The sequence below is a fragment of the Sphingomonas sp. AC522 genome (genome assembly GCF_979258125.1).
In genome coordinates, this window is record NZ_OZ409836.1 from 832,138 (window position 1) to 857,248 (window position 25,111).

General features: G+C 65.3%; 24 protein-coding genes. 15 read left to right on the plus strand and 9 right to left on the minus strand.

Annotated features, from left to right (window positions below; genetic code table 11):
- Position 1: 1 nt before the first annotated feature.
- Both ACZZZM_RS04275 and ACZZZM_RS04280 read right to left on the minus strand, forming a co-directional pair.
- A complete protein-coding gene (locus ACZZZM_RS04275; protein ID WP_463593873.1) occupies positions 2-3,157 on the minus strand; it encodes an efflux RND transporter permease subunit in 3,156 nt (1,051 codons plus the stop codon).
- 9 nt (positions 3,158-3,166) lie between these two features.
- Positions 3,167-4,357 (minus strand): efflux RND transporter periplasmic adaptor subunit, encoded by a 1,191-nt coding sequence (locus ACZZZM_RS04280; protein ID WP_463593874.1) that lies wholly within the window; start codon positions 4,355-4,357, stop codon positions 3,167-3,169.
- 228 nt (positions 4,358-4,585) lie between these two features.
- On the opposite strand from ACZZZM_RS04280, the gene ACZZZM_RS04285 reads away from it, so the two are divergent.
- The gene (locus ACZZZM_RS04285) at positions 4,586-4,846 is read left to right on the plus strand and encodes a GlsB/YeaQ/YmgE family stress response membrane protein (RefSeq protein WP_463593875.1); all 261 of its coding nucleotides are present in this window, start codon (positions 4,586-4,588) and stop codon (positions 4,844-4,846) included.
- 104 nt (positions 4,847-4,950) lie between these two features.
- The gene (locus tag ACZZZM_RS04290) at positions 4,951-5,664 is read left to right on the plus strand and encodes an SIMPL domain-containing protein (RefSeq protein WP_463593876.1); all 714 of its coding nucleotides are present in this window, start codon (positions 4,951-4,953) and stop codon (positions 5,662-5,664) included.
- 58 nt (positions 5,665-5,722) lie between these two features.
- Here the strand turns inward: ACZZZM_RS04290 and ACZZZM_RS04295 are convergent, their stop codons facing one another.
- From ACZZZM_RS04295 to ACZZZM_RS04305, 3 genes are all read right to left on the minus strand, one after another.
- Complete coding sequence (locus tag ACZZZM_RS04295; protein WP_463593877.1) at positions 5,723-5,980, minus strand: GlsB/YeaQ/YmgE family stress response membrane protein; 258 nt, start codon at positions 5,978-5,980, stop codon at positions 5,723-5,725.
- A gap of 175 nt (positions 5,981-6,155) precedes the next feature.
- Positions 6,156-6,455: a CtrA inhibitor SciP gene (gene sciP, locus ACZZZM_RS04300; RefSeq protein ID WP_463593878.1), complete on the minus strand. Its 300-nt coding sequence runs from the start codon at positions 6,453-6,455 to the stop codon at positions 6,156-6,158.
- Positions 6,456-6,555: 100 nt separating this feature from the next.
- Positions 6,556-6,783 (minus strand): hypothetical protein, encoded by a 228-nt coding sequence (locus tag ACZZZM_RS04305; protein WP_463593879.1) that lies wholly within the window; start codon positions 6,781-6,783, stop codon positions 6,556-6,558.
- A 285-nt stretch (positions 6,784-7,068) separates the two neighbouring features.
- Here ACZZZM_RS04305 and mnmA point away from each other — a divergent pair, with 285 nt between their 5' ends.
- The gene (mnmA, locus tag ACZZZM_RS04310) at positions 7,069-8,178 is read left to right on the plus strand and encodes a tRNA 2-thiouridine(34) synthase MnmA (RefSeq protein WP_463596373.1); all 1,110 of its coding nucleotides are present in this window, start codon (positions 7,069-7,071) and stop codon (positions 8,176-8,178) included.
- Positions 8,179-8,307: 129 nt separating this feature from the next.
- Here mnmA and ACZZZM_RS04315 read toward each other — a convergent pair whose 3' ends face one another.
- The 3 genes from ACZZZM_RS04315 to pdxH are packed head-to-tail and all read right to left on the minus strand — an operon-like array spanning position 8,308 to position 10,603.
- On the minus strand, positions 8,308-9,117 hold the full coding sequence (locus ACZZZM_RS04315; RefSeq protein WP_463593880.1) for a PhzF family phenazine biosynthesis protein: 810 nt from the start codon (positions 9,115-9,117) through the stop codon (positions 8,308-8,310).
- Entirely contained in the window at positions 9,117-10,028 is a 912-nt protein-coding gene (locus tag ACZZZM_RS04320; protein ID WP_463593881.1) for a cation diffusion facilitator family transporter, read from the minus strand. The genes ACZZZM_RS04315 and ACZZZM_RS04320 overlap by 1 nt, the downstream gene beginning before the upstream one ends.
- Positions 10,025-10,603 (minus strand): pyridoxamine 5'-phosphate oxidase, encoded by a 579-nt coding sequence (gene pdxH / locus ACZZZM_RS04325; protein ID WP_463593882.1) that lies wholly within the window; start codon positions 10,601-10,603, stop codon positions 10,025-10,027. The genes ACZZZM_RS04320 and pdxH overlap by 4 nt, the downstream gene beginning before the upstream one ends.
- Before the next feature lie 77 nt (positions 10,604-10,680).
- On the opposite strand from pdxH, the gene ku reads away from it, so the two are divergent.
- The 11 genes from ku (at position 10,681) to ACZZZM_RS04380 (ending at position 23,460) form a co-directional block, all read left to right on the plus strand.
- A complete protein-coding gene (gene ku, locus ACZZZM_RS04330) occupies positions 10,681-11,553 on the plus strand; it encodes a non-homologous end joining protein Ku (RefSeq protein ID WP_463593883.1) in 873 nt (290 codons plus the stop codon).
- Positions 11,546-13,993 carry a DNA ligase D gene (gene ligD / locus ACZZZM_RS04335; RefSeq protein ID WP_463593884.1) on the plus strand — a complete coding sequence of 816 codons (2,448 nt, stop codon included), beginning with the start codon at positions 11,546-11,548 and terminating at the stop codon, positions 13,991-13,993. Before ku ends, ligD begins: the two co-directional genes overlap by 8 nt.
- A gap of 196 nt (positions 13,994-14,189) precedes the next feature.
- Positions 14,190-16,676, plus strand: a complete 2,487-nt coding sequence (locus ACZZZM_RS04340; RefSeq protein ID WP_463593885.1) for a circularly permuted type 2 ATP-grasp protein — start codon at positions 14,190-14,192, stop codon at positions 16,674-16,676.
- Positions 16,676-17,599 carry a transglutaminase family protein gene (locus ACZZZM_RS04345; RefSeq protein WP_463593886.1) on the plus strand — a complete coding sequence of 308 codons (924 nt, stop codon included), beginning with the start codon at positions 16,676-16,678 and terminating at the stop codon, positions 17,597-17,599. Before ACZZZM_RS04340 ends, ACZZZM_RS04345 begins: the two co-directional genes overlap by 1 nt.
- A gap of 22 nt (positions 17,600-17,621) precedes the next feature.
- Positions 17,622-18,545 carry a DnaJ C-terminal domain-containing protein gene (locus ACZZZM_RS04350; RefSeq protein WP_463593887.1) on the plus strand — a complete coding sequence of 308 codons (924 nt, stop codon included), beginning with the start codon at positions 17,622-17,624 and terminating at the stop codon, positions 18,543-18,545.
- Between the two features lie 6 nt (positions 18,546-18,551).
- Positions 18,552-19,529 carry a YihY/virulence factor BrkB family protein gene (locus tag ACZZZM_RS04355; RefSeq protein WP_463593888.1) on the plus strand — a complete coding sequence of 326 codons (978 nt, stop codon included), beginning with the start codon at positions 18,552-18,554 and terminating at the stop codon, positions 19,527-19,529.
- Positions 19,526-20,329 carry an enoyl-ACP reductase FabI gene (gene fabI / locus ACZZZM_RS04360; RefSeq protein ID WP_463593889.1) on the plus strand — a complete coding sequence of 268 codons (804 nt, stop codon included), beginning with the start codon at positions 19,526-19,528 and terminating at the stop codon, positions 20,327-20,329. Before ACZZZM_RS04355 ends, fabI begins: the two co-directional genes overlap by 4 nt.
- On the plus strand, positions 20,326-20,853 hold the full coding sequence (locus ACZZZM_RS04365; RefSeq protein WP_463593890.1) for a GNAT family N-acetyltransferase: 528 nt from the start codon (positions 20,326-20,328) through the stop codon (positions 20,851-20,853). The genes fabI and ACZZZM_RS04365 overlap by 4 nt, the downstream gene beginning before the upstream one ends.
- Entirely contained in the window at positions 20,850-21,920 is a 1,071-nt protein-coding gene (aroC, locus tag ACZZZM_RS04370) for a chorismate synthase (RefSeq protein ID WP_463593891.1), read from the plus strand. Before ACZZZM_RS04365 ends, aroC begins: the two co-directional genes overlap by 4 nt.
- A gap of 127 nt (positions 21,921-22,047) precedes the next feature.
- Positions 22,048-22,539, plus strand: a complete 492-nt coding sequence (locus tag ACZZZM_RS04375) for a hypothetical protein (protein WP_463593892.1) — start codon at positions 22,048-22,050, stop codon at positions 22,537-22,539.
- A gap of 195 nt (positions 22,540-22,734) precedes the next feature.
- Positions 22,735-23,460 (plus strand): hypothetical protein, encoded by a 726-nt coding sequence (locus ACZZZM_RS04380; RefSeq protein ID WP_463593893.1) that lies wholly within the window; start codon positions 22,735-22,737, stop codon positions 23,458-23,460.
- Positions 23,461-23,691: 231 nt separating this feature from the next.
- On the opposite strand, the gene ACZZZM_RS04385 is transcribed toward ACZZZM_RS04380, so the two are convergent.
- The gene (locus ACZZZM_RS04385; protein ID WP_463593894.1) at positions 23,692-24,981 is read right to left on the minus strand and encodes an adenylosuccinate synthase; all 1,290 of its coding nucleotides are present in this window, start codon (positions 24,979-24,981) and stop codon (positions 23,692-23,694) included.
- Here ACZZZM_RS04385 and ACZZZM_RS04390 point away from each other — a divergent pair.
- Entirely contained in the window at positions 24,980-25,102 is a 123-nt protein-coding gene (locus ACZZZM_RS04390; protein WP_463593895.1) for a hypothetical protein, read from the plus strand. The two genes, ACZZZM_RS04385 and ACZZZM_RS04390, sit on opposite strands and share 2 nt — an antisense overlap.
- Positions 25,103-25,111 lie beyond the last annotated feature (9 nt).

The following is a 25,111-nucleotide window of genomic DNA, read 5'->3' on the forward strand; positions in this document are numbered from 1 at the left end:
TTCACTCCGCCGGCTGCGGCGCGTCGTCCCCGGGCTTGTGGTCGATCATCCCGCCCTTGCCGTCGGTGCCGATCACGCGGCTGCCGTCGTCGCCGGGGCGATAGGTGAGCAGCCGCTTCGATAGCCGCGGCCCGAGCCATTGTTCGAGGCCGACCGCCAGGCTGAACAGCGCCGGGACCATCACCAGCGTCAGCACGGTCGAAAGGATCAGGCCGCCGATCACGACGATGCCCATCGGCGCGCGCCACGACGAATCGCCGCTGAGCGAAATCGCCGTCGGCACCATGCCCGCAACCATCGCGACCGTGGTCATCACGATCGGCTGCGCGCGCTTGTGGCCCGCGTCGACGATGGCCGTGAACTTGTCGACGCCCTTGGCCATTTCCTCGAGCGCGAAATCGACCAGCAGGATCGAGTTCTTGGCGACGATGCCGAACAGCATCAGGATGCCGATGAACACCGGCAGCGAGAGCGGCTGCCCCGCGATCCACAAGGCGATCAGGCCGCCCAGCGGGGCGTTGAGCAGCGAGCCCATGTTGACCAAGGGCGACATGAAGCGGCGATAGAGCAGCACCAGCACCGCGAAGACCAGGAACACGCCGGTTGCCAGCGCGATGAAGAAGTTGCGGAGCATCTCGCCCTGCCACTTGGCCTGGCCGACGGTGAGCTCGCCGACCCCGACCGGCAGGTTCTTCATCACCGGCAGGTCGTGGATCTTCTTCATCGCCACGCCCGAGACCACGGCCTTGCCCGTCTTGGGATCGGTCGCGAGATCGGCGCCGACGACAATGCGGCGCTGGAGGTTGAGGCGTTCGATCTTGGTCGGGCCCGTCCCGAAGCCGATATCGGCGACGACGCCGAGCGGAACCGAGCCGCCGGCCTGGGTCGGGATCGGCAAATTCTGCAGCGTCGACAGCTTGGCGCGGGCATCCTCCTGGAGCGCGACGTTGATCGAGATCTGCCGGTCCGAGAGCGAGAATTTCGCACTGTTCTGTTCGATATCGCCAAGCGTCGCGTTGCGGACCGCACTCGAAATCGCAGCAGTGGTCACGCCCATATTGGCGGCGAGATCGAGCCGCGGACGGATCACGATCTCTGGCCGGTTGAGATCGCCCGAGATGCGCGGCGCTACGACTTCGGGCAGCTTGGACATCTGCTCGACAAGCTGGAGCGCGGTCTTGGTCAGCTGTGCGGGATCCTCGCCGCCCAGCGTGATCGTCAGCGCGCGGCCGCTCGAGCCCCAGCCGCCCTGCGCGCGGAAGCCCACCCGGGCATCGGCGAACTTGAGCAGGTCCGGAGTGATCCGGCGCGTGAACTCGTCGCTGGTTTCCTTGCGATCGTCCTTGAGCATGACCGTGACGCGGCCATTGCCCACGAACGCGCGCTCATAGATGTTGGCGACGTCGGGCTCGGTACGCAGGCGATCGGCGACTTGCTTCACGATGCGGTCGGTCTGCTCGAGCGTGGTGCCAGGCACCATCTCGACGGTGGCGGTGACCTGATCCTCGTCCTGCGTCGGCTGGAAGGTCATCGGGAGGATGGCAAAGAACAGGGCGGTGAGCGCGAGCGAGCCGATAAAGCCGGCGATTGCCGACCAGCGATGCCGCAGCGTCCAGCGCAGCAGCCCGACATAGCCGTTGAGCAAGCGGCCCTCGCCATGTGGGCGGTGCCCCTTGGCCTTGAGGAAATAGGCCGCGATCATCGGCGTGAGCAGGCGGGCGACCGCAAGGCTCATCAGCACCGAAGCGACGACGGTGAGGCCGAAATTCTTGAAGAACTGCCCCGAGACGCCCGGCATCAGCCCCACAGGCAGGAACACCGCGACGATCGACATGGTGGTGGCGAGCACCGCGACGCCGATCTCGTCGGCGGCGTCGATCGATGCCTGATAGGCGGATTTGCCCATTCGCATGTGTCTGACGATATTCTCGATCTCGACGATCGCATCGTCGACAAGCACACCCGCGACCAGGCTCAATGCGAGCAATGTCATCTGGTTGAGCGTGAAGCCCAGCAAATCCATGAACCAGAAGGCCGGGATCGCCGATAGCGGGATCGCGAGCGCCGAAATGAAGGTCGCGCGCCAATCGCGCAGGAAGATCAGCACGACGAAGACCGCCAGGACCGCCCCCTCGATCATCGCTTCCATGGCCGAATGATATTGCTGCTCGGCGTACTTGCTCCAGTTGGACAGCAGCTCGAAGCGGACCTTGGGATTGTTTTCCTGCAGCTTCTTGAGCTTGGCGTCGGTCTCGTGGAAGATCGACACGTCCGAGGCGCCCTTGGCGCGCTGGATGTCGAACGAAATCACCGAATGGCCATTGAAGCGCGCTGCACTCCGCAGCTCGGCGAAGCTGTCGCTTACGCTCGCGAGATCGGCGAGGCGCACCGTGCGGCCACTGCCGATGGCGATCTGGGTCTGGCTGAGCTCATAGGCGTCCTTGGCATTGCCGAGCACGCGGACCGATTGCTCATATCCCGAAATCTCGGTGCGGCCGCCTGCCGCATTGACGTTCACGGCGCGCAGCTGCTGGTTCACCTGGCTCGACGTCACGCCATAAGCCTGGAGCTTCGCGGGATCGAGTTGGACGCGGATCTGGCGATTGACGCCGCCATTGCGGTTGACCGCAGACATGCCCTCGATCGAGAGCAAATCCTTGGCGACCGTGTTGTCGATATACCAGCTCAGTTCCTCGACCGTCATGTCGGTCGCGATCGCCGTGAAGCTGGCAATGTCGTTGTCGCTGGCCGAATCGACGCGGCCGATCTGCGGCTCGAGAATGCCGTCGGGCAGATTGCCGCGGACCTGCTGGACTGCGCTGCGCACGTCCTCGACCGCGCGGTCGATCGGCGTGCCGATCGCGAGCTGGACGACCGTGGTCGACTGGCCCTCGGTCACGTTCGAGTTGATCTCGTCGATGCCCTGAAGGCTGCGGACCGCGCTCTCGACCTTCTGCGTGATCTGCGTCTCGAGCTCGCTCGGCGCGGCGCCCGGCTGGCTGATCGAAACCCATACCACCGGGAAATCAATGTCCGGATTGTTGTTCACGTCCATCCGGTTGAAGCTCATCAGCCCGGCGATGGTCAGGAACAGAAACAGGACGATGGGGGGAACCGGGTTCCGGATCGCCCAAGCCGAGATATTGCGAAAGCCCATGGCTTGATCCTACTTCTTGAGCCCGGCCGGGATAACTTTCTGCCCCGGATTGAGGAAGGCGCCCGCAGTCATCACGACGCGCTCGGTGCCGGCAAGCCCTTGCGTGATCGCGACGCCCGCATCGCTCACTTCGCCGGTCACGACCGGCGTGCGGATCGCCTCGTTCTTGGCGTTGAGCGTATAGACGTAATTGCCCTGCGCATCGCTCTGGATCGCCGATTGCGGCAGGATCACTGCGCTGACGGCACCGGTGGTGATCCGTGCGCTGGCGAAGCCGCCGGGACGAAGCGCCTTGTCGTAGTTGAGTGCGATTCGCGCGATGCCCTGGCGGTTCTGCGGGTCGATGACCGGCGAGACCTGCCAGACTTGGCCCTTGAAAACCGCGTTCGAGCCGGTCGGCGTAACTTCCGCCTGCACTCCGGCGCTGACCTTTTGCAGGTCGGATTCCGCGAGCTGGGTGCGCAGCTCCATCTGGCCGCCCATTGCGAGGCGGAAGAGCACGCCCGAGCCTGAGCTGACGATCTGGCCGGGCTCGACGCCGCGCGTCAGCACGAGGCCGGCTGCGGGCGCGCGAATGTCGAGACGGCGGTTGCGCGCCGAGGTTTCGGCGGCCTGCGCCTGCGCGACGCGGACGCGGGCATTGGCCTGGTCGCGAGTCGCGGTCTTGCGGTCGATATCGGCCTTGGAAATGAACCCGCCGCCGACGAGCTTCTGCGCGCGGTCCAGCTCGGACTGGGCGAGGCGCGCATCGGCCTGGGCAACGCGCACCTGCGCCGAGAGCGACTGGGCGGTCTGCGACTGGACCGAGCGATCGACCGTGGCGAGAACCTGACCGGCACCGACCCAGCTGCCCGGCTCGACGAGCACGCGCGTGATCAGACCGCCTTCGCCGGCAACGCCGACCGGCATTTCGCGGCGCGCAGCGAGCGTTCCGGTTCCGGTAACGACCGTCTGGATCGTCGCGCGTCCCGGGCTGGAGACCGTGACCGTGGGAAGCTGCGACTGGTTACCGGCAGCCGCGGACTTGCCGGCTGCGCCCTTGTCCGCGGAGCTCTTTCCCATCACATAGAAAGCAAGCAATCCCGCGACGACGATCACCCCCAACGTGATCCAGATCCAGCGGCGGCTGCGCCGCGTGCCGTCTTCCCCGGTGAATTCCAGCCGCTCCTGCCGTCCGAACATCTTGGCCTCGTAATTCATGTGCGTCTCTCGTCCCCGCCGGTTGGCCGGTCCCCCAATGACGCACTGTATTAGATGAATAAGGCACCAACGGCAAGAGCCATCGGCGCCCGGGCGGCGGAATGCGCTTTCCGGCGGTTTTTCGCAAGTGTCCGGATCGTTTCAATCAAGAAACGTGTTGCAATGCCTCCATCATGGAGCGACCTTTCTTCCCGGCTCGCCGCGACGGGCCGCAAACAGGAGGAAAATATGCCTGAGGGTATCATCCAATGGCTGCTGATCGGTCTGGTCGCAGGCGCGCTCGGCAAGCTGATCATGCCGGGCAAGGATCCCGGGGGGATCATCGTTACCATCCTGATCGGCATCGCCGGCGCGTTGCTCGCCTTTTACCTGACGCCGATGCTCGGGATCGACGTGAGCAGCGCCGGCTGGAAGGCCTATGCCGCGGCCACGGTGGGCGCTGTCGTCCTGCTGGCACTCTATCGGCTGGTGATGGTCCGCCGGGTCTGATCTTGTAGCGCCGGTACCGCGCGCACCAACGCATGTCGTTCAGCTTTCATTTGTCCCGCGTACGGCAGGCCGTGCGCGGGACAATTGTTTCAGGAGTAAAACGAATGATTCGCACCGCCCTTATCGGCACCGTAGGCCTGCTCGCTCTGTCGGCGCTGCCCGCCGCGGCGCAGGAAATGCGACCGGTTCTGCTCGACGGTACGGTGCTGGAAGTCTCCGCCGAAGGCATCAGCACCCGCGTGCCTGATGTCGCGGTAATCCAGGCCGGGGTGATCACCCAGGCTGCCAGCGCAAGTGTTGCGATGGCGCAAAACAGCGCGCGCATGGCTGCAGTGCTCGCGGCGCTTCGTGCGGCGGGGGTTGCCGAGCGCGATCTGCAGACCTCGTCGATCTCGCTCAGCCCGCAATATCGCTATGAGAATAATCAGCCGCCGATCCTCACCGGCTATCAGGCTTCGAACCAGGTTTCGGTGCGCTTCCGCGATATCGCCAAAAGCGGCGCGATCCTCGATGCGCTGGTAGAGCAAGGCGCAAACAATATCGCCGGGCCCAATCTGACGGTCGACAAGCCCGAGACCGCGCTCGACGAAGCGCGTACCGACGCCATCCGCAAGGCGCGCGCCCGCGCGACGCTCTATGCCCAGGCGGCCGGGCTCAAGGTCGATCGGATCCTGGCTATTTCGGAAAGCGGGGCGATGCCCGCGCCGGTTCCGGTGATGGCGTTCCGCGCCAAAGCCGAAGCCGCGGCCGATACGCAGGTGGTGGCCGGCGAGCAGCAGCTCAGCGTCACAATATCGGTGCGCTTCCTGCTCAAATAGGCAAACAAAAGGGGCCGCTCCGTTGCCGGAGCGGCCCCTTTTTATGCGTCTGCCTGTCTTAGCGGACCGAACCGCGACGGACGAGGTTGACGATCGCCAGCAGGACGACCGCGCCGAGCAGCGAGACCAGGAAGGTCGTGACCGTGATCGCGCCATCGTTGATATCGCCGCGGCCGAGCAGGAAGCCGCCGATTGCTGCGCCGATGATGCCGACGATGATGTTCAGGAAGATGCCCTGCTGACCGTCGGTGCGCATGATGATGCTTGCGAGCCAGCCGACCACACCGCCGATTACCAGCCAAATGATGAGACCCATGGAAAATCCCTCCGTTATTAGCCCGGCGGGCCGGGCGACGGGGGAATTACTCGCAACCGGTCATATTGGTTCCGTATCGAAATTTCACATGGATCAGGGAACTACATCGCAGAAACGAAACGGCCCGCCTTCCGGGAGGTGGAAGGCGGGCCGCTTTGCTCCTTGGGAGAAGCTCTCAATATTTCTGCTGGCGCTCATAGAGCGAGCGATAGTGCTGGATGCGCGTGACGCGCAGCCCAGGCATGCCCGAGCGATCGATCGCCCGCTGCCAACCGGCGAATTCCTCGACCGTGAGGCTGTAGCGCTCGCAGACTTCGTCCACGCTCAACAGGCCGCCATTGACCGCCGCGACGACTTCCGCCTTGCGCCGGACCACCCATCGGGTCGTCTCGGGCGGCGGTAGCGTGTCCAGCGTCAGCGGCTCGCCGAGCGGGCCGATAACCTTCGCAGGACGGATCTTCTGGTTTTCAATCATCTGACCTCACGACGGGGCGGGGGCCCCTTACTCAAACTGTGTAACGACCAATAACCGGCGGGCTTGAACATCGGTTGAAGCGGCACGGTAAACAGGCCCTTCATTTGCCTTGCCAACGCGTTAGCGCGAGCGCGGCGGCACGGTGGAACGCGCCATGCGCCGGCGCGAGCATCGCATCGACGGGAAGCGTCCTGCCGAGCCGCGCCTGCGCACGCGCCGTCGGGCTCGCCGCCTGCCGCGCGACAACGCCGACCAGCAATATGGCCAGCTCGATCGGCATGGCGGTTACCGCCACATCGCGATCCAGTCTGGCGAAACTCAAATCCACAAATACGCATCCGCTACTATGTCGTCGGATGAGCGGTTGTAGCGGCGAGTGCTGAAGGGGCCGTAAAGGAGAAGCAAACCGGCGCTTAACCAGGGTTACCAGAATCCAACGTGCGCTATTCCTTCTTCGTGACCCCTGCCTTGTGCCGGGGTCCACTCCTCCGCCTGGCACGGAGCAAGAGGTCCGAACGCCGTCGTCAGCCGCGCGGCGGACACCGGAACAAGTCCAGGGTGACAAGTTGCTATGCTGGTATCCGGCGACGCGACCGCCTATGTGGCGCGAGTCATGACTCCCGCGGATTTCCAGCTCGAAGGGCCGCTGAACAAGCGGCGGATCGTCGTCGCTATGTCGGGTGGCGTCGATTCCTCGGTGGTGGCCGCGCTGGCCGCGCAGACCGGTGCCGAGACGATCGGCGTGACGCTCCAGCTCTATGATCATGGCGAGGCCGTGGGTCGCGCCGGCTCGTGCTGTGCGGGGCGCGACATCCGCGATGCTCGCGCCGTGTGCGACAAGCTCGGCATCGCGCATTATGTGTTCGATCACGAAAGCAGCTTCCGTGAGACCGTGATCGACGATTTCGCCGACGAATATATCGCCGGGCGAACCCCGATCCCCTGCGTGAAGTGCAATATGGGGCCGAAATTCACCGATCTGTTCAAGCTCGCCCGCGATCTCGGCGCCGATTGCCTGGCAACGGGGCATTATGTGCAGCGCGTGATGGGCGCGAACGGCCCCGAACTGCACCGCGCAGTCGATCCCGCACGCGACCAGAGCTATTTTCTGTTCGCGACCACCAGCGCGCAGCTCGATTTCCTGCGCTTTCCCTTAGGCGGGCTTCCCAAGGCACGCGTGCGCGAGCTTGCTGCGGAATTCGGGTTGGGGGTCTCCGGCAAGCCTGATAGCCAGGACATCTGCTTCGTGCCCGACGGTGATTATGCATCATTGGTCAAGAAGCTGCGGCCCGAGGCGGACCTGGGCGGCGATATCGTGGACGAGAGCGGGCGCGTGCTCGGCAGGCACAAGGGCCTGATCCACTTCACCGTCGGCCAGCGCCGTGGCATCGAGATCGGCGGCACGCCCGAGCCACTCTATGTGCTGCGGCTGGATCCCGCGACGCGTGAGCTGATCGTCGGACCGAAGTCGGCGCTCGCGGTCCGCGCGGCGCGGATCGAGGGGGTGAACTGGATCGGCGAGGGTTATGAAGGCCCGATCACGGCCAAGGTGCGTTCGCTCGCCAAGCCGGTGCCGGTGCGACTGGAGGGCGACCGCGTGATTTTCGCCGCACCCGAATATGGCGTCGCGCCGGGGCAGGCGGCGGTGCTCTATGCGGGCGACCGCGTCCTAGGGGGCGGCTGGATCGCCGAGACCGAACGCGCGGAGCTTGCTGCAGCTTAGCTCCCTCTCCCATCGGGAGAGGGAAGGGGCCCGCCGCGAAGCGGTGGGAAGGGTGAGGGCGACCTGCCCCATCACCCTCACCTTTCCGGCGCTTTGCGCCTCCCTTCTTCTCCCGGCGGGAGAGGAAATTTACAGCGTGAACTCTCCCTCGATCACCGTCACGCACTGGCCGCCGAGGATCACCCAGCCCCCCTCCAGCGTGCAGGCGATATGCCCGCCGCGCTTGCTCGCCTGATAGGCCGTGAAGCTGTCGCGGCCGAGCCGTTTGGCCCAATAGGGCACCAGCACGGAATGCGCCGAGCCGGTAACGGGGTCCTCGTCGATCCCTGCCGCGGGCGCGAAGACGCGGCTGACGACATCGGTATCCGTGCCCGGCGCGGTGACGATATTCAGCGTGTGGCCGATCGCGGCGAGCGCGCGAAAATCGGGGCGCAACGCGAGGACAGCTTCGGCGCTGTCGAGCACGGTCAGGTCATAGCCATTCGGATGCCGCAGCGTCTCGCCACCCGAGATGCCAAGCGCCTCGCGCAGGCCCGACACTTCGGCAGGCTCGGGCGCATAAGCAGGAAGCGCCATGCGGTAGCCCGCGCGATCGCGCGCCACGCTGAGCACGCCCGCCTTGCGCGTCTGGAAGGATACGCCGTCGCGCGACGGATCGGCGGACAGAACGAAATGCCCGCTCGCCAGCGTGGCATGCCCGCATAGCGCCACTTCGGTACCGGGCGTGAACCAGCGCAGCTCGAAATCGGCGCCCGTGCCGCCATCATCCTCGCTGCCGGCGATCGGCACGATGAACGCGGTTTCGCTGAGGTTGTTTTCCTCGGCGATCTGCTGAAGCAATGCGTCGTCGAGCCAGGCGCGCAGCGGCATCACTGAGGCGGGATTGCCCGTGAACGGCGCGCCGGCAAATGCATCGATTTGGGCGAAGGGAATCTTCATCAGGCTTCCTTGAGCAAATCGGCCTCGGCGAGCGGATTGCCCGGCTCGTCGACATGGCCTTCGGGGTCGACGTGAATCAGGATCTCGGTGCCGGGAAATTCCTTGCCGAGCTGAATTTCCAGCGCCTCGACCACGTCATGCGCTTCGAGGATCGTCATCTGCGCGTCCATCGCAATGTGGAACTGAACGAAATCCTTGTTGCCGCTGGAGCGGGTGCGCAAATCGTGGAGGCTCTTGAGCTCGGGGTGGCGCGCCGCAACTTCGACAAAGGCGCGGCGCCTGTCCTCGGGCCATTCCTTGTCCATCAGCTGGTCGATCGCCGCCTCGCTCGCGCGCCATGCGCCCCATAATAGCCAGAAGGCGATGACGATGCCGAACGCCGCATCCGCCCCGGTCACGCCGGCCCAGCCTTCGAGCAGCAACGCCGCGATCACGGCGCCGTTGAGGAACAGGTCCGACTGATAATGGATGCGATCGGCGCCGATTGCGATCGATCCGGTCTGGCGCAGGACCGACTTCTGATATTGGGTGAGCGCCAGCGTGACGGCGATCGCGACGAGCGAGACGGCGATGCCATATTGCGCATCAGTGGTCTCAGTCTGGTGCGTCAGCCGCTCGATGGCGCGAATCAGGATCGCCAGCGCAGAGATGGTGATGATGACGACCTGAAACAGCGCCGCCAACGCCTCCGCCTTGCCATGGCCGAAGCGGTGATCGTCATCGGCGGGCTGCGCCGCCCAATGCACCCCGCCGAGCGTGACCAGCGAGGCGACCAGGTCGAGGACGCTGTCCGCCAGGCTGGCGAGCACTGCGACCGAGCCGGTCCGCCACGCGGCATAGGCCTTGAGGCTGCCGAGCAGGATCGCCGCGGCAACGCTCGCCAGCGCGGCGCGGCGCGCGAGGTTGATCACGGGTAAAGCAGCCCCTCGCTCCAGGCCTCACCGCCGCGCGTGAAGACGCGCCGTTCATGGAGCCGATGCGCGCGGTCCTGCCAGAATTCGATTGCGTGCGGCGTCACGCGATACCCGCCCCAATGCGGCGGGCGCGGCACATCCTGCCCCTCGAAGCGCGCGCGCATTTCCTCGTACCGCGCCTCGAAAGTTTCGCGGTCGGCGAGCGGGCGCGACTGATCCGATGCCCAGGCGCCAAGCTGCGAATCGCGGCTGCGGCTGGCGAAATAGGCGTCGCTTTCCGCATCGCTCGCGAAGCGTACTGCGCCCTCGATCCGGATCTGGCGGCGCAGCGATTTCCAGTGAAACAGCAAAGCCGCCTTGCTGCCGTCCCCCAGCTCGGCCGCCTTGCGGCTCTCGCGGTTGGTGTAGAAAACGAAGCCGTCCGGCCCATGCCCCTTGAGCAGCACCATTCGCACCGAAGGCTGGCCGTCCGCTGCCACCGTAGCGAGCGCCATCGCGTTCGAATCGTTGAGTTCGGTTTCGCGCGCTTCTGCGTACCAGAGATCGAATAGCTGGAAGGGATCGGTGACCATGCTGTGCCTTTAGCGAAGGATCGGAACGACTCCCAGCCTCAGGATTTGAATCGGCCTCGCAACGAAGGATTCAGGGCATGGCGGCGCGCGCATATTGGCAGGGACAGATACGGCTCGCGCTCGTCTCGATACCGGTGGAAATCTACACCGCGACCAAATCGGGCGCGCAGATTGCCTTCCACCAGATCCACGAGCCGAGCGGCAAGCGCATCAAATATGAGAAGACCGCGCCGGGTGTCGGCGCGGTCGATCCCGACGAGATCGTCAAGGGCTTCGAGGTCGAGAAGGGCGAATATGTCCTGCTCGAACAGGACGAGATCGACGCGGTCAAACTGGAATCGAAGAAGACGCTCGAGCTCACCCAGTTCGTCGACGCCCACGAAATCGACGTGCTCTATTACGAGAAGCCCTATTTCGTCGTTCCCGCGGACGATCTCGCCGAGGAAGCCTTTATCGTTTTGCGTGAGGCGCTGCGGCGTTCCAAGAAGGTCGGGCTCGGCCAATTGGCGATGCGCGGCCGCGAATATGTCGTCAGCCTCAAGCCGTGCGGTCGCGGCATGGTGCTCGAGACTTTGCGCTACGCCGATGAAGTCAACAAGGCGCAGGGCTATTTCCGCGACATTCCGGATAGCGAGCCCGATCCCGAGCTGCTCGATCTGGCCGAGACGCTGATCCAGAAAAAAGCCAGTAAGTTCGACCCCGCCGAATTCCACGACCGCTATGTCGATGCGCTGCGCGACCTGATCGAGCGCAAGAAAAAGGCCAAGGGCAAGAAGATCATCGAGGAGGAAGACACGGGCCCCGACAAGCGCGGCTCGAACGTCGTCGATCTGATGGCGGCACTCAAGAAGTCGCTGGAGAAGGGCGGCAGCGCGGCAAAGGCACCGGCGAAAAAGGCGCCTGTCAAGAAAGAACCCGCCAAGAAAGCTCCGGTGAAGAAACGTGCCTAAGCCCAATCTGCTCGACAAATATAATGCCAAGCGCGATTTCGCGCAGACCGCCGAACCTGCCGGCACGATCGCCCGCACCGGCGGCAATCGCTTCATGGTCCAGAAGCATGATGCGACGCGCCTGCACTGGGATTTGCGCCTCGAAGTCGACGGCGTGCTCAAGAGCTGGGCGGTCACGCGCGGCCCCAGCATCGACCCCGGCGAAAAGCGCCTCGCGGTGCGCACCGAAGATCATCCGCTCTCTTATGCCGATTTCGAAGGTACGATCCCCAAGGGCCAATATGGCGGCGGCACGGTGATGCTGTGGGACGACGGCGCCTGGGAGCCGATCGAGGGCAAGAGCGCGAAGGATCTGGAGAGGGGCCATCTCCATTTCCGGCTCGACGGCGTGCGGATGAAGGGCGAGTGGCTGCTGATCCGCCTCAAGCCGCGCGGCAAGGAGAAGGCCGAGAACTGGCTGCTCCGCAAGATCGACGACGAGCATGCCGGGGCCACCGATTTTCTCGTCGAGACCGGGCTGACGAGCATCAAGACCGGGCGGACGATGCTGGAGATCGCGGAGGGCGTGAAACCGCGCAAGCTCCCCAAGGCCGCCAAGGAGGCAGCGCCGCCCAAACCCAAGAAAGGCGGTGCGGGCAAAGCGCCCGGTTTCCAGGAACCACAGCTCGCCACTTTGGTGGACAGCGTCCCTGCAGGGAACAACTGGTTCCACGAAGTCAAATATGACGGCTATCGCGCGCTGATCGCAGTCGGCGCCGGCGATCCCAAGATCTACACCCGCTCGGGGCTCGACTGGACCGCGAAATTCCCCAGCATCGCCGAGGCGGCAAAGACCATCCCCGGCCCGGCTTTGCTCGACGGCGAGATCGTCGCCTACAAGGACGGCAAGCCCGATTTCTCGACGCTGCAGGAGGCGATCTCCGCCGGTGGCGAGGGACTCACCTATTTCGCGTTCGACTTGCTCCAGGAGGGCGGCGAGGATCTCACCAAGCAGCAGCAGCTTGCCCGCAAGGAGCGGCTGCGCATCCTGCTCGAAGCAGCCGACGAGCGGATCCAGTTTTCCGAGCATATCGTCGGCGCCGGCGAGAAGCTTTTCGAGACGATGTGCCGCGAAGGCTATGAGGGGATCGTCTCGAAGCGCGCCGATGCGCCCTATCGCGGCACGCGAACCAAATCCTGGCTCAAGGTCAAATGCATCCGCCGCCAGGAATTCGTGATCATCGGCTGGACGCCTTCGAGCGCCAAGGGCCGCGGCTTTCGCTCGCTGTTGCTCGCGGTCAACGGCCCCGAAGGCCTCGTCTATGCCGGCAAGGTCGGCACCGGGTTCAACCAGGAGCGGCTGTTCGATCTGCGCGACCGTTTCGACAAGATTCCCGCCGACAAGCCCGCCGCCAAGGTACCCCGCCCCGAGGCGCGCGGCGCGAACTGGATCGAGCCCAAGCTCGTCGCTGAAGTCGCCTTCTCCGAATTCACTGCCGAGAATGTCGTCCGCCACGCCAGCTTCATTGCGCTGCGCGAAGACAAGAAGCCCGAGCAGATCGTCGCCGAAAAGCCCGCGCCTTTGCCCGAGGCGCCCGAAAGCAACGTCAAGATCAGCAACCGCGAGCGCGTCATTTATCCCGAAAACGGACTGACCAAAGGCGATCTCGCCGATTATTATGCCGCTGTCGCGCCCAACATCCTGCGCTGGCTCGCCAATCGCCCGATCAGCCTCGTCCGCTGCCCACAGGGGCGGGCCAAATATTGCTTCTTCCAGAAGCACGATGCGGGATCGTTCGGCGAGCACGTCAAGCATGTCGATGTTCGCGAGAAGGACGGCTCGATCGAGCCCTATCTCTATGTGGACGATGTGGACGGCATGCTGACCTGCGTCCAGATGGGAACAATCGAATTCCACGGCTGGGGCGCACCCGTCGCCGATATCGAGAGGCCCGATCGGCTGGTGTTCGATCTCGATCCCGATGAGGGGCTCGGGTTCGAAGAGGTCAAGAAGGCCGCCTTCGACATCAAGGGGCATCTCGCCGATATCGGCCTTACCAGCTGGCCGCTGCTTTCGGGCGGCAAGGGCATCCATGTCGTCGTGCCGCTGATTCCCAAGGCCGAATGGCCCGAAGTGCGCAGCTTTGCCGAGCGCTTCTCGCGTGCCCTGGCGCAGGCCGAGCCCGACCGCTTCACCGCCAACCTCAAGAAAGTAACGCGCAAGGGCAAGATCTTCCTCGACTATCTGCGCAACCAGCGCGGCGCGACCGCAGTGCTGCCTTACGTCGCGCGGGCGCGGGAGACTGCGCCGGTCGCGGCCCCGGTCACCTGGACCGAGCTGCGCGACATCGAGAATGCCAAGCGCTGGACGATCCGCGATGCCGCGGAATTGAACGAACGCGCCGCCAGCCGCGCGCTGCATGGCTGGGGCGAGGCGAGCCAGGAATTGCCGGACCTTTAGCTTGTTACCCCAGCTCCTTCATCGTCATCCCCGCGGAAGCGGGGATCCAGAGCCAAGCAGCACATCGCCCCGCTACCCTGGGTTCCCGCTTTCGCGGGAATGACGAAGGGAGGCTAGCAGGAATGACCGAGGCGGGGCATTTCCCATGTTGCGCCACAGCATGGTTTCCCTAAGAGTCCCGTGAAAGGGGAGCCGAGTGGCCAGCAGCGCCGCCAGTTTGTTCGACGCCGGCACGATCGCCGACCGCTGGGTCGCCGATTATTGCGCCGATGCGCGCGACGGCGATGTGCTCTGCCGGACGCGCACCGACGCCGATGCGTGGAGCGCCCTGTTCGAGGAACTGGCGGGCCTTAGCGGCGAAAGCCTGGAACATGCCCGCGAACGCGCGCAGCGCCATGCGGCCGATATCGGCACTGGTTTCCGCATCGCGGGTGAGGGTGAGGGCGATGAGCGCCCCTGGCCGCTTTCGCCAGTGCCGTTGCTCATACCCCAGGCCGAATGGGCGGGCATCGAAGCGGGCGCCGTCCAGCGTGCCGAGCTGATGGAGTCCCTGCTCGCCGACCTTTATGGCGAGCAGAAGCTGGTGGCCGATGGGCACGTTCCCGCCGCTTTGGTGACGGGTAGCCCCTATTTCCTGCGGCCCCTGACCCGGCTCGATCCTCCGGGAGGCCATCACCTTCAGTTCGTAGCGTTCGATCTGTGCCGCGGCCCGAGCGGCGAATGGCGCGTGCTCGTCGATCACCTCCGCGCACCCGCTGGCGCCGGCTATGCGCTGGAAAATCGGCTGGCGATGGCGCGCACGCTGGGGGGGTTGCAGAACCGGCTCAACATCGCCCGCCACGCGCCCTTCTTTGCGGCGTTCCGCGAGGGGCTGGCGGCATCGTGCCGCCGCGTCGAGCCGCGGATGGCGCTGCTCACGCCGGGGCGGCTCAATCCCAGCTATGCCGAACAGGCGCATCTCGCGCGCTATCTGGGCTTCCTGCTCGTCGAAGGCCCCGATCTCGCGGTGCTCGACGACAAGCTCTATGTTCGCACCATCGCCGGCCTCAAGCGGATCGATGCGCTGTGGCACCGGCTCGATCCGCGGCTGCTCGATCCGCTGGCGCTCGATTCGCATTCGACGATCGGGGTGCCGGGGCTGATCGACGCCGTCGCCGCCGGCAATGTCGTGATCGCCAATGCGCCGGGCGCCGCCTTGCTCGAAGCGCCGGCCTTCGGGGCGTTCCTGCCTAAATTGAGCAAGGTGCTCGGCGAGCCGCTGCTGCTCCCCAATATCGCGACCTGGTGGTGCGGGCAGGATGCGGCGCGCGCGCATGTCGAGGCCAATCTCGATACGCTGCTGATCGCGCCGGCCTTCGGCGCGCCACCGCTCGGCCTGCCTGAAGGCAAGGCAGTCCTCGGCTCCAGGCTTGGGGCCCCGGAACGTGCGGCCTTGCTCGAAGACATGGGGCGCCGTCCGCAGGATTATGTCGGGCAGGAAGTGGTGCGGCTCTCGACCATGCCGGTCGTCGCCGAGGACGCGCTTGCCCCGCGCCCGTTCACCCTGCGAATCTTCGCGGCGCGCGGGGCGGAGGGCAATTGGTGCGTGATGCCGGGTGGCTTCGCGCGGATCGGCGAGCATGCCGATGCCCGGGCTGCGGTGATGGGCGAGGGCGTCTGGTCCGCCGACGTCGCGATCCACGGCCCCGATCCGGTCGCTCCGGTTTCGCTGCTTCCCTCAGGCGATTCGACTCAGTTGCGCCGCAATCCCGGCACCTTGCCCAGCCGCGTCGCCGATAACCTCTTCTGGCTCGGCCGCTATCTCGAACGCGGCGAAGCGCTGCTCGGCGTGCTGCGCGTGCTGCTCGGCCATTCGATCAGCGCCGACACCGGCGCTGCTCTTTCCGAAGATACGGTGCGGCGGCTTGTCGGACTGGTCGTCATGAGCGGTGCGGCGCCCGAGCCCAAGGCATATAAGCGCGCTGACCTGACGGCGCTGGTGCGCACCGCGCTCGAGGGCGAGCAGGGCTGGTACAGCGTCCGCCACGCCAATGCGCAGGCGCGAATGATCGGCGGAGTTTCTCGCGACCGCCTCTCGGCCGACATGCTGCGCCTGCTCGACGCGCCATTTCCCACGCGTGGCGGCGTGCTCGACCGGGCCGGAAGCCTCCAACGGCGCTATTCGGCGCTTGCCGGGCTGGCGGCGGAGCATATGGGGCGCACCGATGCGTGGCGTTTCCACGATCTCGGGCGGCGGATCGAGCGCGCGCAGGCGGCGATCCGTGCGCTTCGTGCATTCGGGGGGCCGGATGCGACAAGCGACGATCTTTCCACCCTGCTCGACCTTGCCGACAGCCAAATCAGTTATCGCCAGCGTTATCTGACCGGGATGGCGCGCGTGCCGGTGCTCGATCTGATCACGCTCGATCCCACCAATCCGCGCGCAGTGGCCTTCCAGGTCGCGGCGATCTCGGGGCATCTCAACAGGCTGCCCGTGCTTTCCGATACCGGCCTGGCCGAAGCCCAGCAGGAGCAGGCGCGCGAGCTTGCCGCGATCCTGGTGACCGCGCACGCGACGCGGATCGACGATATGGTGCTGAGCAACATGGCCGTGCGCCTCTCCAATCTCTCGGACGCAATCGCGCGCCGCTATTTCCTCCAGGGCGCCGAGCCCTTGCGCGCAGCGGGGATGGTGCTGGCGTGATGCTCTATAATATCCGGCATGTGACGCGCTTCGATTATGCGCGCCCGGTCGGCTTCGCCCGCAATAATCTCAGACTCCAGCCGATCTTCTGGTCGGGACAGGAAATCGAGGATTACAGCCTCACGATCGAGCCGCATGGCCGCGTCCATCCGGCGCGCGCGGAAGCCGGGCTTGCGAATGTGATGCGGATGGTGGTCGAGGCCCCGGCGCTGAGCCTCACCATCACCAGCACGGCGCGGGTGCGCGTCGATAGGCCGATCCCGTTTCCGCGAGACAGCGATCCGACTTTGGCTGAAGTCGCCAAATGGGCGCGCGAGAGCCGCGATGCGTCGGCGGCGAGCCCCGCCAGCTATCTGTTTCCCTCGCCGCTGATCCCGCTCGATGCCGAGATCGCCGAATGGTGCGCCGAGGATTTGGCGCCGGGCCGCGGCGTGCTCGATGCTGCATTCGCGCTCTCCAGCCGCATCCAGCGCGAGTTCGATTTCGACACCGAAGCGACGATGGTGGACACGTCCCCGCGTGAGGCATTCCTTAAGCGCGGCGGCGTCTGCCAGGATTTCGCGCAGATTATGATCACCGGGCTACGCAGCGCCGGGCTGCCCGCGGCCTATGTCTCGGGCTATCTGCGCACGCTGCCGCCCGAGGGCCAGCCGCGGCTGGTCGGCGCCGACGCCACGCACGCCTGGGTGCTGGTCTGGGCCGGGCCTGAATTGGGCTGGGTCGGCGTCGATCCGACCAACGGCATCTGGATGGCGGAGGATCATATCGTCGTCGCGATCGGGCGCGATTATTCGGACATCGCGCCGGTGGACGGCGTCGTGCTCGGATCGGGCGCGCAGAAGATGCACGTCTCGGTCGATGTCGAGCCCTTGACCGAGCCGGCTCCACGGGTCTTGCACGCAAGCGCTGCCGCGCCGAAATAACGCGCGGACAAAAGGGACGAGAATGGCCGATCCGTATGCAACTCTGGGGGTAACGCGCGGCGCCGACGAGGCGACGATCAAGAAGGCGTATCGCAAGCTCGCCAAGGAGCTGCACCCCGACAAGAACAAGGACAATCCCAAGGCCACCGAGCGCTTCAGCAAGGTGACCCAAGCCTATGATCTGCTCACCGACAAGGACAAGCGCGCCCGCTTCGACCGCGGCGAGATCGATGGCGACGGCAATCCGGCGGCACCCTTCGGCTTTGGCGGCGGCGGCCCCGGTGGCCCGCAAGGCGGCTTCAGTGCGCGCGATTTCGGCGGCGATAGCGGCGGCTTCAGCGACATTTTCGAAGGCCTGTTCGGCGGCCGCGGCGGCGCCAATCAGGGCGGCGGCTTTGCCAGCGGCTTCGGGCGGCGCGCGGCACCCAAGGGAGCGAATGTCGCTTATCGCCTAGCCGTGTCGTTCGAGGATGCCGCCAGGCTGAGCCCGCAGCGGATCACGCTGCGTGACGGCAAGACCATCGATTTGAAACTCCCCGCCGGCGTCGAGAGCGGCACCCAGATGCGCCTGACCGGCAAGGGCGACGAAGGCCCAGGTGGCAAGGGCGATGCGATCGTCACGATCGAGATCGGCAAGCACGCCTTTTACACACGCAGCAGCGACGATATTCGCCTCGATCTGCCGGTGACGCTCAAGGAAGCGGTGCTCGGGGCCGCAGTCCGCGTGCCGACTCCCGACGGCCCGGTGATGCTCACCGTTCCCAAGGGATCGAGCTCGGGCAAGGTCCTCCGGCTCGGCGGGCGCGGCTTCCACAAAAAGGGCGGCGGCCGAGGCAACCTGCTAGTCACGCTGATCGTCGACTTGCCCGAAAGCGATGCGGCGCTGACTGCTTTCGCCGAAGGCTGGAACGACGAGCGGAACCCCCGCGCCCGGATGGGCGTCTAGGTGTAAGTGACCGAACCGCCAGCCGAATCCACTCAAGTGGAGCCCGTCCCACCGGGCATTTCGCCCCAGTCCCCCGAGGCACGGCGGCGCGGTTTCGGCGAACGGCTAGGCGATGTCGGGGTCAGCCAGCGCGCATTGGTGATCCTCAAGCGTGTCGCGATCGGCACCTATAATGACGGTTTCACCCACGCCGGAAATCTTGCCTACCTCTCGCTCGTCACGCTGTTTCCATTCTTCATCGTCACGGCGGCGATCGCGCGGCTGGTCGGGCGCCGCGAGGATACCATCGCCGCCCTCAACGCCTTTCTCCAGACCGTGCCCCCCGATGTCGCCAAGGTGCTGGCCCAGCCGGTGCAGGACGTGCTCTCGGCGCGGTCGGGAAGCCTGTTATGGTTTGGCGCCATCGTTGGGCTGTGGACCACGGCGGGGTTCATCGAGACGCTGCGCGCGATCCTCCGCCAGGCCTATGGCACGCAATCCTCGACGCCTTTCTGGCGCTACCGGCTCGGCGCGATCGGAATGATCGTCGGTGCGGTGATCCTGGCGATGGCCGCGTTCAGCTTCCAGGTGATCCTGGCCGGCGTGGAGGAGTTCATCTACCGCGTCTTTCCCTTCGCCAGCGAAGCACAGAAGCTCGTCTCGCTCGGCAGGATCGCGCCCGCATTGGCGCTGTTCGGCGCGGTCTATATTCTCTTCTATTCGCTGACGCCCTCGCGATATCGCAAGACCAAATGCCCCAAATGGCCCGGCGCCGCATTCGTCGCGATGTGGTGGACGTTGACCACTGCATCGCTGCCGACTGTGCTGTCGTCGCTGGGCGGCTATGATCTTACCTATGGCAGCCTGGCCGGCGTGATGATCGCCCTGATCTTCTTCTTCATCATCGGGCTGGGCGTGGTCATCGGCGCCGAACTCAACGCGGCTCTGGCGGAAGTGCCGCATGACGGGGTAGAGGAGGCCCAACAGACGGAGGTTTCGGCGTGAGCGGATTGATGCAGGGCAAGCGCGGGCTGATCATGGGGCTCGCCAACGATCGTTCACTGGCATGGGGCATCGCCCAGAAACTGGCCGAGCACGGTGCCGAACTCGCCTTCAGCTATCAGGGCGAGGCGCTTGAGAAGCGCGTGCGCCCGCTCGCCGAGCAATTGGGAAGCGACTTCCTGCTCGATTGCGACGTCGCCAACATGGAAGAGCTCGACAAGAGCTTCGAGACGCTGGCCGCCCGCTGGCCGACCATCGACTTCGTCGTCCATGCCATCGGTTTCTCCGACAAGAACGAGCTGCGCGGCGGCTATGTCGATACCAGCCTCGATAATTTCCTGATGACGATGAACATCTCGGTCTATTCGTTCGTCGCGGTCTGCCAGCGCGCGGCCAGGATGATGCCCAATGGCGGATCGCTGCTGACGCTGAGCTATTACGGCGCCGAGAAGGTTATCCCGCATTACAATGTGATGGGTGTCGCCAAGGCCGCGCTCGAGACCAGCGTGCAATATCTCGCGGTCGATCTGGGGCGCGACAATATCCGGGTGAACGCGATTTCGGCGGGCCCGATCAAGACGCTCGCTGCCTCGGGAATCGGCGATTTCCGCCTGATCCTGAAGTGGAACGAGCTTAACAGCCCGCTCAAGCGCAACGTCACGATCGAGGATGTCGGCGGCGCGGGGCTCTATCTGCTGAGCGACCTAGCGAGCGGCGTGACCGGCGAGACGCACCATGTCGACGCCGGCTACAATGTCATCGGTATGAAGGCCGAGGACGCGCCGGATATCGCGCTGGCGTGACCGTCGCTATTCGCGGCGCGACGGGCGAAGACGTCGCGGCGATCGACGCGCTGCTGCGGAGTGCCTTTCCCCAGGCCGATGAAGCGCTGCTCGTCCAGCACCTGTGCATCGGCGGCGACATGGTGCTCACCCTGATCGCCGAAGACGAAGACGATGGCGGCCTTGCCGGCGTCGTCGCGTTCAGCGGGATGACGGTCGATATCGGCGGCAAGGCCATTGCCGCCGTCGCGCTTGCGCCGCTGGCGACCGAAGAATCGCATCGTGGACAGGGCGTGGCGGAGGCTCTCGTTCGGGCCGGCCTCAGCCAGCTTGCCGATGCCGGCGCATTGCTCTGCTTCATTCTCGGAGATCCGGCCTATTATTCGCGCTTCGGTTTCTCCGTCGATTGGGCGAGCGGATTTGCCTCGCCTTATGCGGGCGAGTATTTCATGGCGCTTCCGTTGCAGAACGGCGCGATGCCGTGCGGAGTAAGGGGCGAGGCGGCGCACGCGCCGGCCTTTGCGCAAATAGGCGAAGGCAATTGAGCTTCAACACCTTCGGACGCGTCTTTCGGTTCACGACCTGGGGCGAGTCGCATGGGCCCGCGCTCGGCGCGGTGGTCGATGGCTGCCCCCCCGGCCTCGCGCTCAGCGAAGCCGACATCCAGCCTTTCCTCGACAAGCGCCGCCCGGGCACCTCGCGCTTCACCACGCAGCGGCAGGAGCCCGATCAGGTCCGCATCCTCTCGGGCATATTCGAAGGCAAGACCACCGGCACGCCGATCGCGCTGCATATCGATAATGTCGACCAGCGCTCGAAGGATTATTCGGAGGTCGCCAAGGCCTATCGCCCCGGCCATGCCGATTACGCCTATGACGCCAAATACGGCTTTCGCGACTATCGCGGCGGCGGGCGCTCGTCGGCACGCGAGACGGCGGCGCGAGTCGCGGCCGGCGGCGTCGCTCGGCTGGTAATCCCTGAAGTGACGATCACTGCCTGGGTCGAGGCCATCGGCGGCGACGCGATCGATTACGACAATTTCGACGCGCATGAGATCGCGCGCAATCCGTTCTTCTGCCCCGATCCCGCCGCGGCAATGCGCTGGGAGGCGGCAATCGATGCCGCACGCAAGGCGGGGTCGTCATTGGGAGCCGTGATCGCCTGCGAGGCAACCGGGGTTCCTGCCGGCTGGGGCGCGCCGATCTATGCCAAGCTCGATAGCGAACTAGCGGCGGCGTGCATGTCGATCAACGCGGTCAAAGGCGTCGAGATCGGCGATGGTTTCACTGCCGCCTCGCTTTCAGGCGAGGAAAATGCCGATGCGATGCGGCCGGGCACCAACCACCCCGAATTCCTGGCGAACCATGCCGGTGGGATCGCGGGCGGGATTTCGACTGGCCAGCCGCTCAAGGTCCGCGTCGCATTCAAGCCGACCAGCTCGATCCTGACCCCGGTCGAGACGATCACGCGCGAAGGCGAGGCGACCGAAATCATGACCAAGGGCCGTCACGACCCCTGCGTCGGCATCCGCGGCGCTCCGGTGGTCGAGGCGATGGTCGCGCTGGTGCTCGCCGATCAGAAGCTGCTGCACCGGGCGCAGACCGGAAAATAACCTGGGTTTGCACGCGTACGATGACCGGTTTGTGGCGCGTGCCGGACCGAAGGAACTGGCGTGCAACTCAACCGGGCTGCGAGCCGTTTACGCCCAGCAAGTATCTGAAACAGCTGGAGTTTCTAACATGAGTAAGTTCTTGATGATGGCTGCGGGTGCCTTGCTGGTGCCTGGCGTTGCAATGGCGCAGACCGCTCCGGAGAATGCGCCGAGCATGTCGACCGGGCAGCAGCGCGAGGCGCAGAACGGAAGCACGGATACGCAGCGCGCTTTCGACCAGGATCGTTCGCCGGCGGCGCGCACGACGGCCACGAACCGGCAGGATGATCAGAACGCGACGCCGCAGCGCAAGGATCGCAACACCAGTCGCCGTAGTACGACGAGCCGCGATACGGACAACGCCACCCGGCCGAACGACCGCACGACTGGCACCACCGGTGCCGGTACCACCGGCACTACGGGCACCACCACCAATCCGGGTTCGACCGGAACGACCGGAAATCCGGCGCCTGGCTCGAACGATCCGGGCAGCGATACGACCGGCACCACGCCCGGGACCACTGGAACGTCTGGCAATACCGGCACCACTGGCAACACCGGCGCCGCGCCGCCACGCTGATCCCCCGGAGCCCGGCGGCGGTGCCGCCGGGCTCAATCGGCGAACGGGTCCCGCACCAGTGTCGTCGCGCGCTAATGCTCGCGGACCAGAAACTGCTCCACCGGGCGCAGGTCAAACTATTCGGCCGCTTTGGCGGCAGTTCTCCTCGAAGCACGCAGTTCCCGATGCTATCCCGTTTTGCGGGGAGGGCAGGCTATGGCTCAAGACAACGAGGCGAAAGAACCTACGCGGTGGGAAAAGGCAGACATCGCGGGCAAGTTCTTTTTAGGATCCGTCGGTTTGATACTTAGCGCCATCGTGACGGTCCAGGGAATCTGGAGTCACCGGGAGGAAAATACCCGTAATGAAAATGCTTCAAAGACGGCAGCCGAGGAGCGGTTAGTAAAAGAGTTCCAGGCTTATTATACTCTTGCGCGCCAGAATCAGACGAATGTCAGTCTAGCATTGCTCGATCTGGATTTGGCTGGCGCGGTTGCGCAAACCTTGGCCGCCGAGCCATATGCGCGTCCGTCCTATCGCGACGCAACATCGACGTATCGGAAGGTACTGGCCCCACCTCCTGCGCCAAGCGGAGACGAGTCGGCATCGACAACTACCGATTTGCAAGCGGGGGAGTCCGCCGCCGGTCCTGCTCCTACCGCCGATCCTGACGGCTGGTTCGCCGTGCTCCGCAGCTATCCTGTCAATGAAGCTGGAAAGCGCGAAGCCCTGGGATTCGCCGGAAGGATAGCAAACCGCCTGCCATGCGTTGAAGTATGGCGGACCAAGGTGAGCAAAAATTATGCAGTCGTTGCGGGCGGGCGAGTCGGTCGGGCAGTCGCGTTGACGAATGCGCAACGTGCTCGCACCCTTGAAATCGCCCCAGATGCCTTCACTCAAGCCGATCGCGGGTGGCAACGCGAAGCGTCGTGCAAGATCTGACTATATCCCCGATTGGGATTCGCTAACGGCACCGTCGGACAGACGTGCAGCGAACGCCAAGTCTTTGGATGTTGGCGATCTGCAGGCTTGCGGCTCGGAAACTGCTATGCCGGCGCAGACCGGCACTGACACTTCCCGTCATCCCCGCGAAAGCGGGGACCCAGGGTAACTAGACGCAGTGCTCTGAGCTCCGGGTCCCGCTTCGCGGGGATGGCGACAGGAAGGCGTGCCTCAATCGGCGAACGGATCCCGCACCAGGATCGTGTCGTCACGCTGCGGGCTGGTCGAGACCAGCGTCACCGGGCATTGGATCAGCTCTTCGATGCGGCGGATATATTTGATCGCCTGCGCCGGAAGCTCGGCCCAGCTGCGTGCGCCCGCAGTCGTTTCCTGCCAGCCCGGCATCGTCTCATAGACCGGCTCGACAGCGGCCTGATCCGCGGCATTGGCCGGATAATAATCGAGCATTTCGCCACGCAACCGATAGCCGGTGCAGATCGCCACTTCATCGAGCCCGTCGAGCACATCGATCTTGGTCAGCGCGATGCCGGTGATGCCCGATACCGCTGCCGATTGGCGGAGCAGCACGGCATCGAGCCACCCGCACCGACGCTTGCGCCCGGTCACCGTGCCGAACTCATGCCCGCGGGTGCCCAGCCGCTCGCCGATCTCGTTATCCTGCTCGGTCGGAAAAGGTCCCGAGCCGACGCGCGTCGTATAGGCCTTGGCTATCCCGAGCACGAAGCCGACCGCGCTCGGCCCCATGCCGCTGCCCGCTGCCGCTGTCCCCGCTACTGTGTTCGACGATGTCACGAACGGATAGGTGCCGTGATCGATGTCGAGCAGCACGCCCTGCGCGCCTTCGAACAATATCCGCCGCCCGCGAGCGCGCGCCTCGGCCAGGTCACGCCACACCGGCGCGGCAAAGGGCAGCACGAAGCCGGCGATTTCCTTGAGCTCGGCGATCAGCACGGCACGGTCTACCGGCGGTTCGCCGAAGCCGGCCCGGAGTGCATCGTGATGCGCGCAGAGGCGGTCGAGTTGCGGGCCGAGATCGTCGAGATGCGCCAGATCGCACACGCGGATCGCGCGCCTGCCGACCTTGTCCTCATAGGCGGGGCCGATTCCGCGCCGAGTCGTGCCGATCTTGCCTGCGCCGCTGGCATCCTCGCGCAAGGCATCCAAGTCGCGGTGGAAGGGCAGGATTAGCGGGCAGGTGTCGGCGATCTTGAGCGTGTCCGGGGTAACGTCCACGCCCTGGCCCCGAAGCTTCTCGACTTCGGACTTGAGGTGCCAGGGATCGAGCACAACGCCATTGCCGATCACGCTGGGCGTGCCGCGCACGATTCCGGAAGGGAGCAGCGACAGCTTGTAGACCTTGTCGCCGACCACCAGCGTGTGCCCGGCATTGTGCCCGCCCTGAAAGCGCACGACCATGTCGGCGCGCTCGGCGAGCCAGTCGACGATCTTGCCCTTGCCCTCATCGCCCCATTGGGCGCCGATCACTGCGACATTGGCCATGGGTACAGGTCTCCGCCTGCCGGCGATGCCCGACGCCGCCCTTCGACAGGGCTCGGCGGCGCGGGAGTTCCTGAAATGCGAGGCGCGAATGGCCTTGGCCGGGCCCCGCGTCAAGGTCTAAGACGTTCGG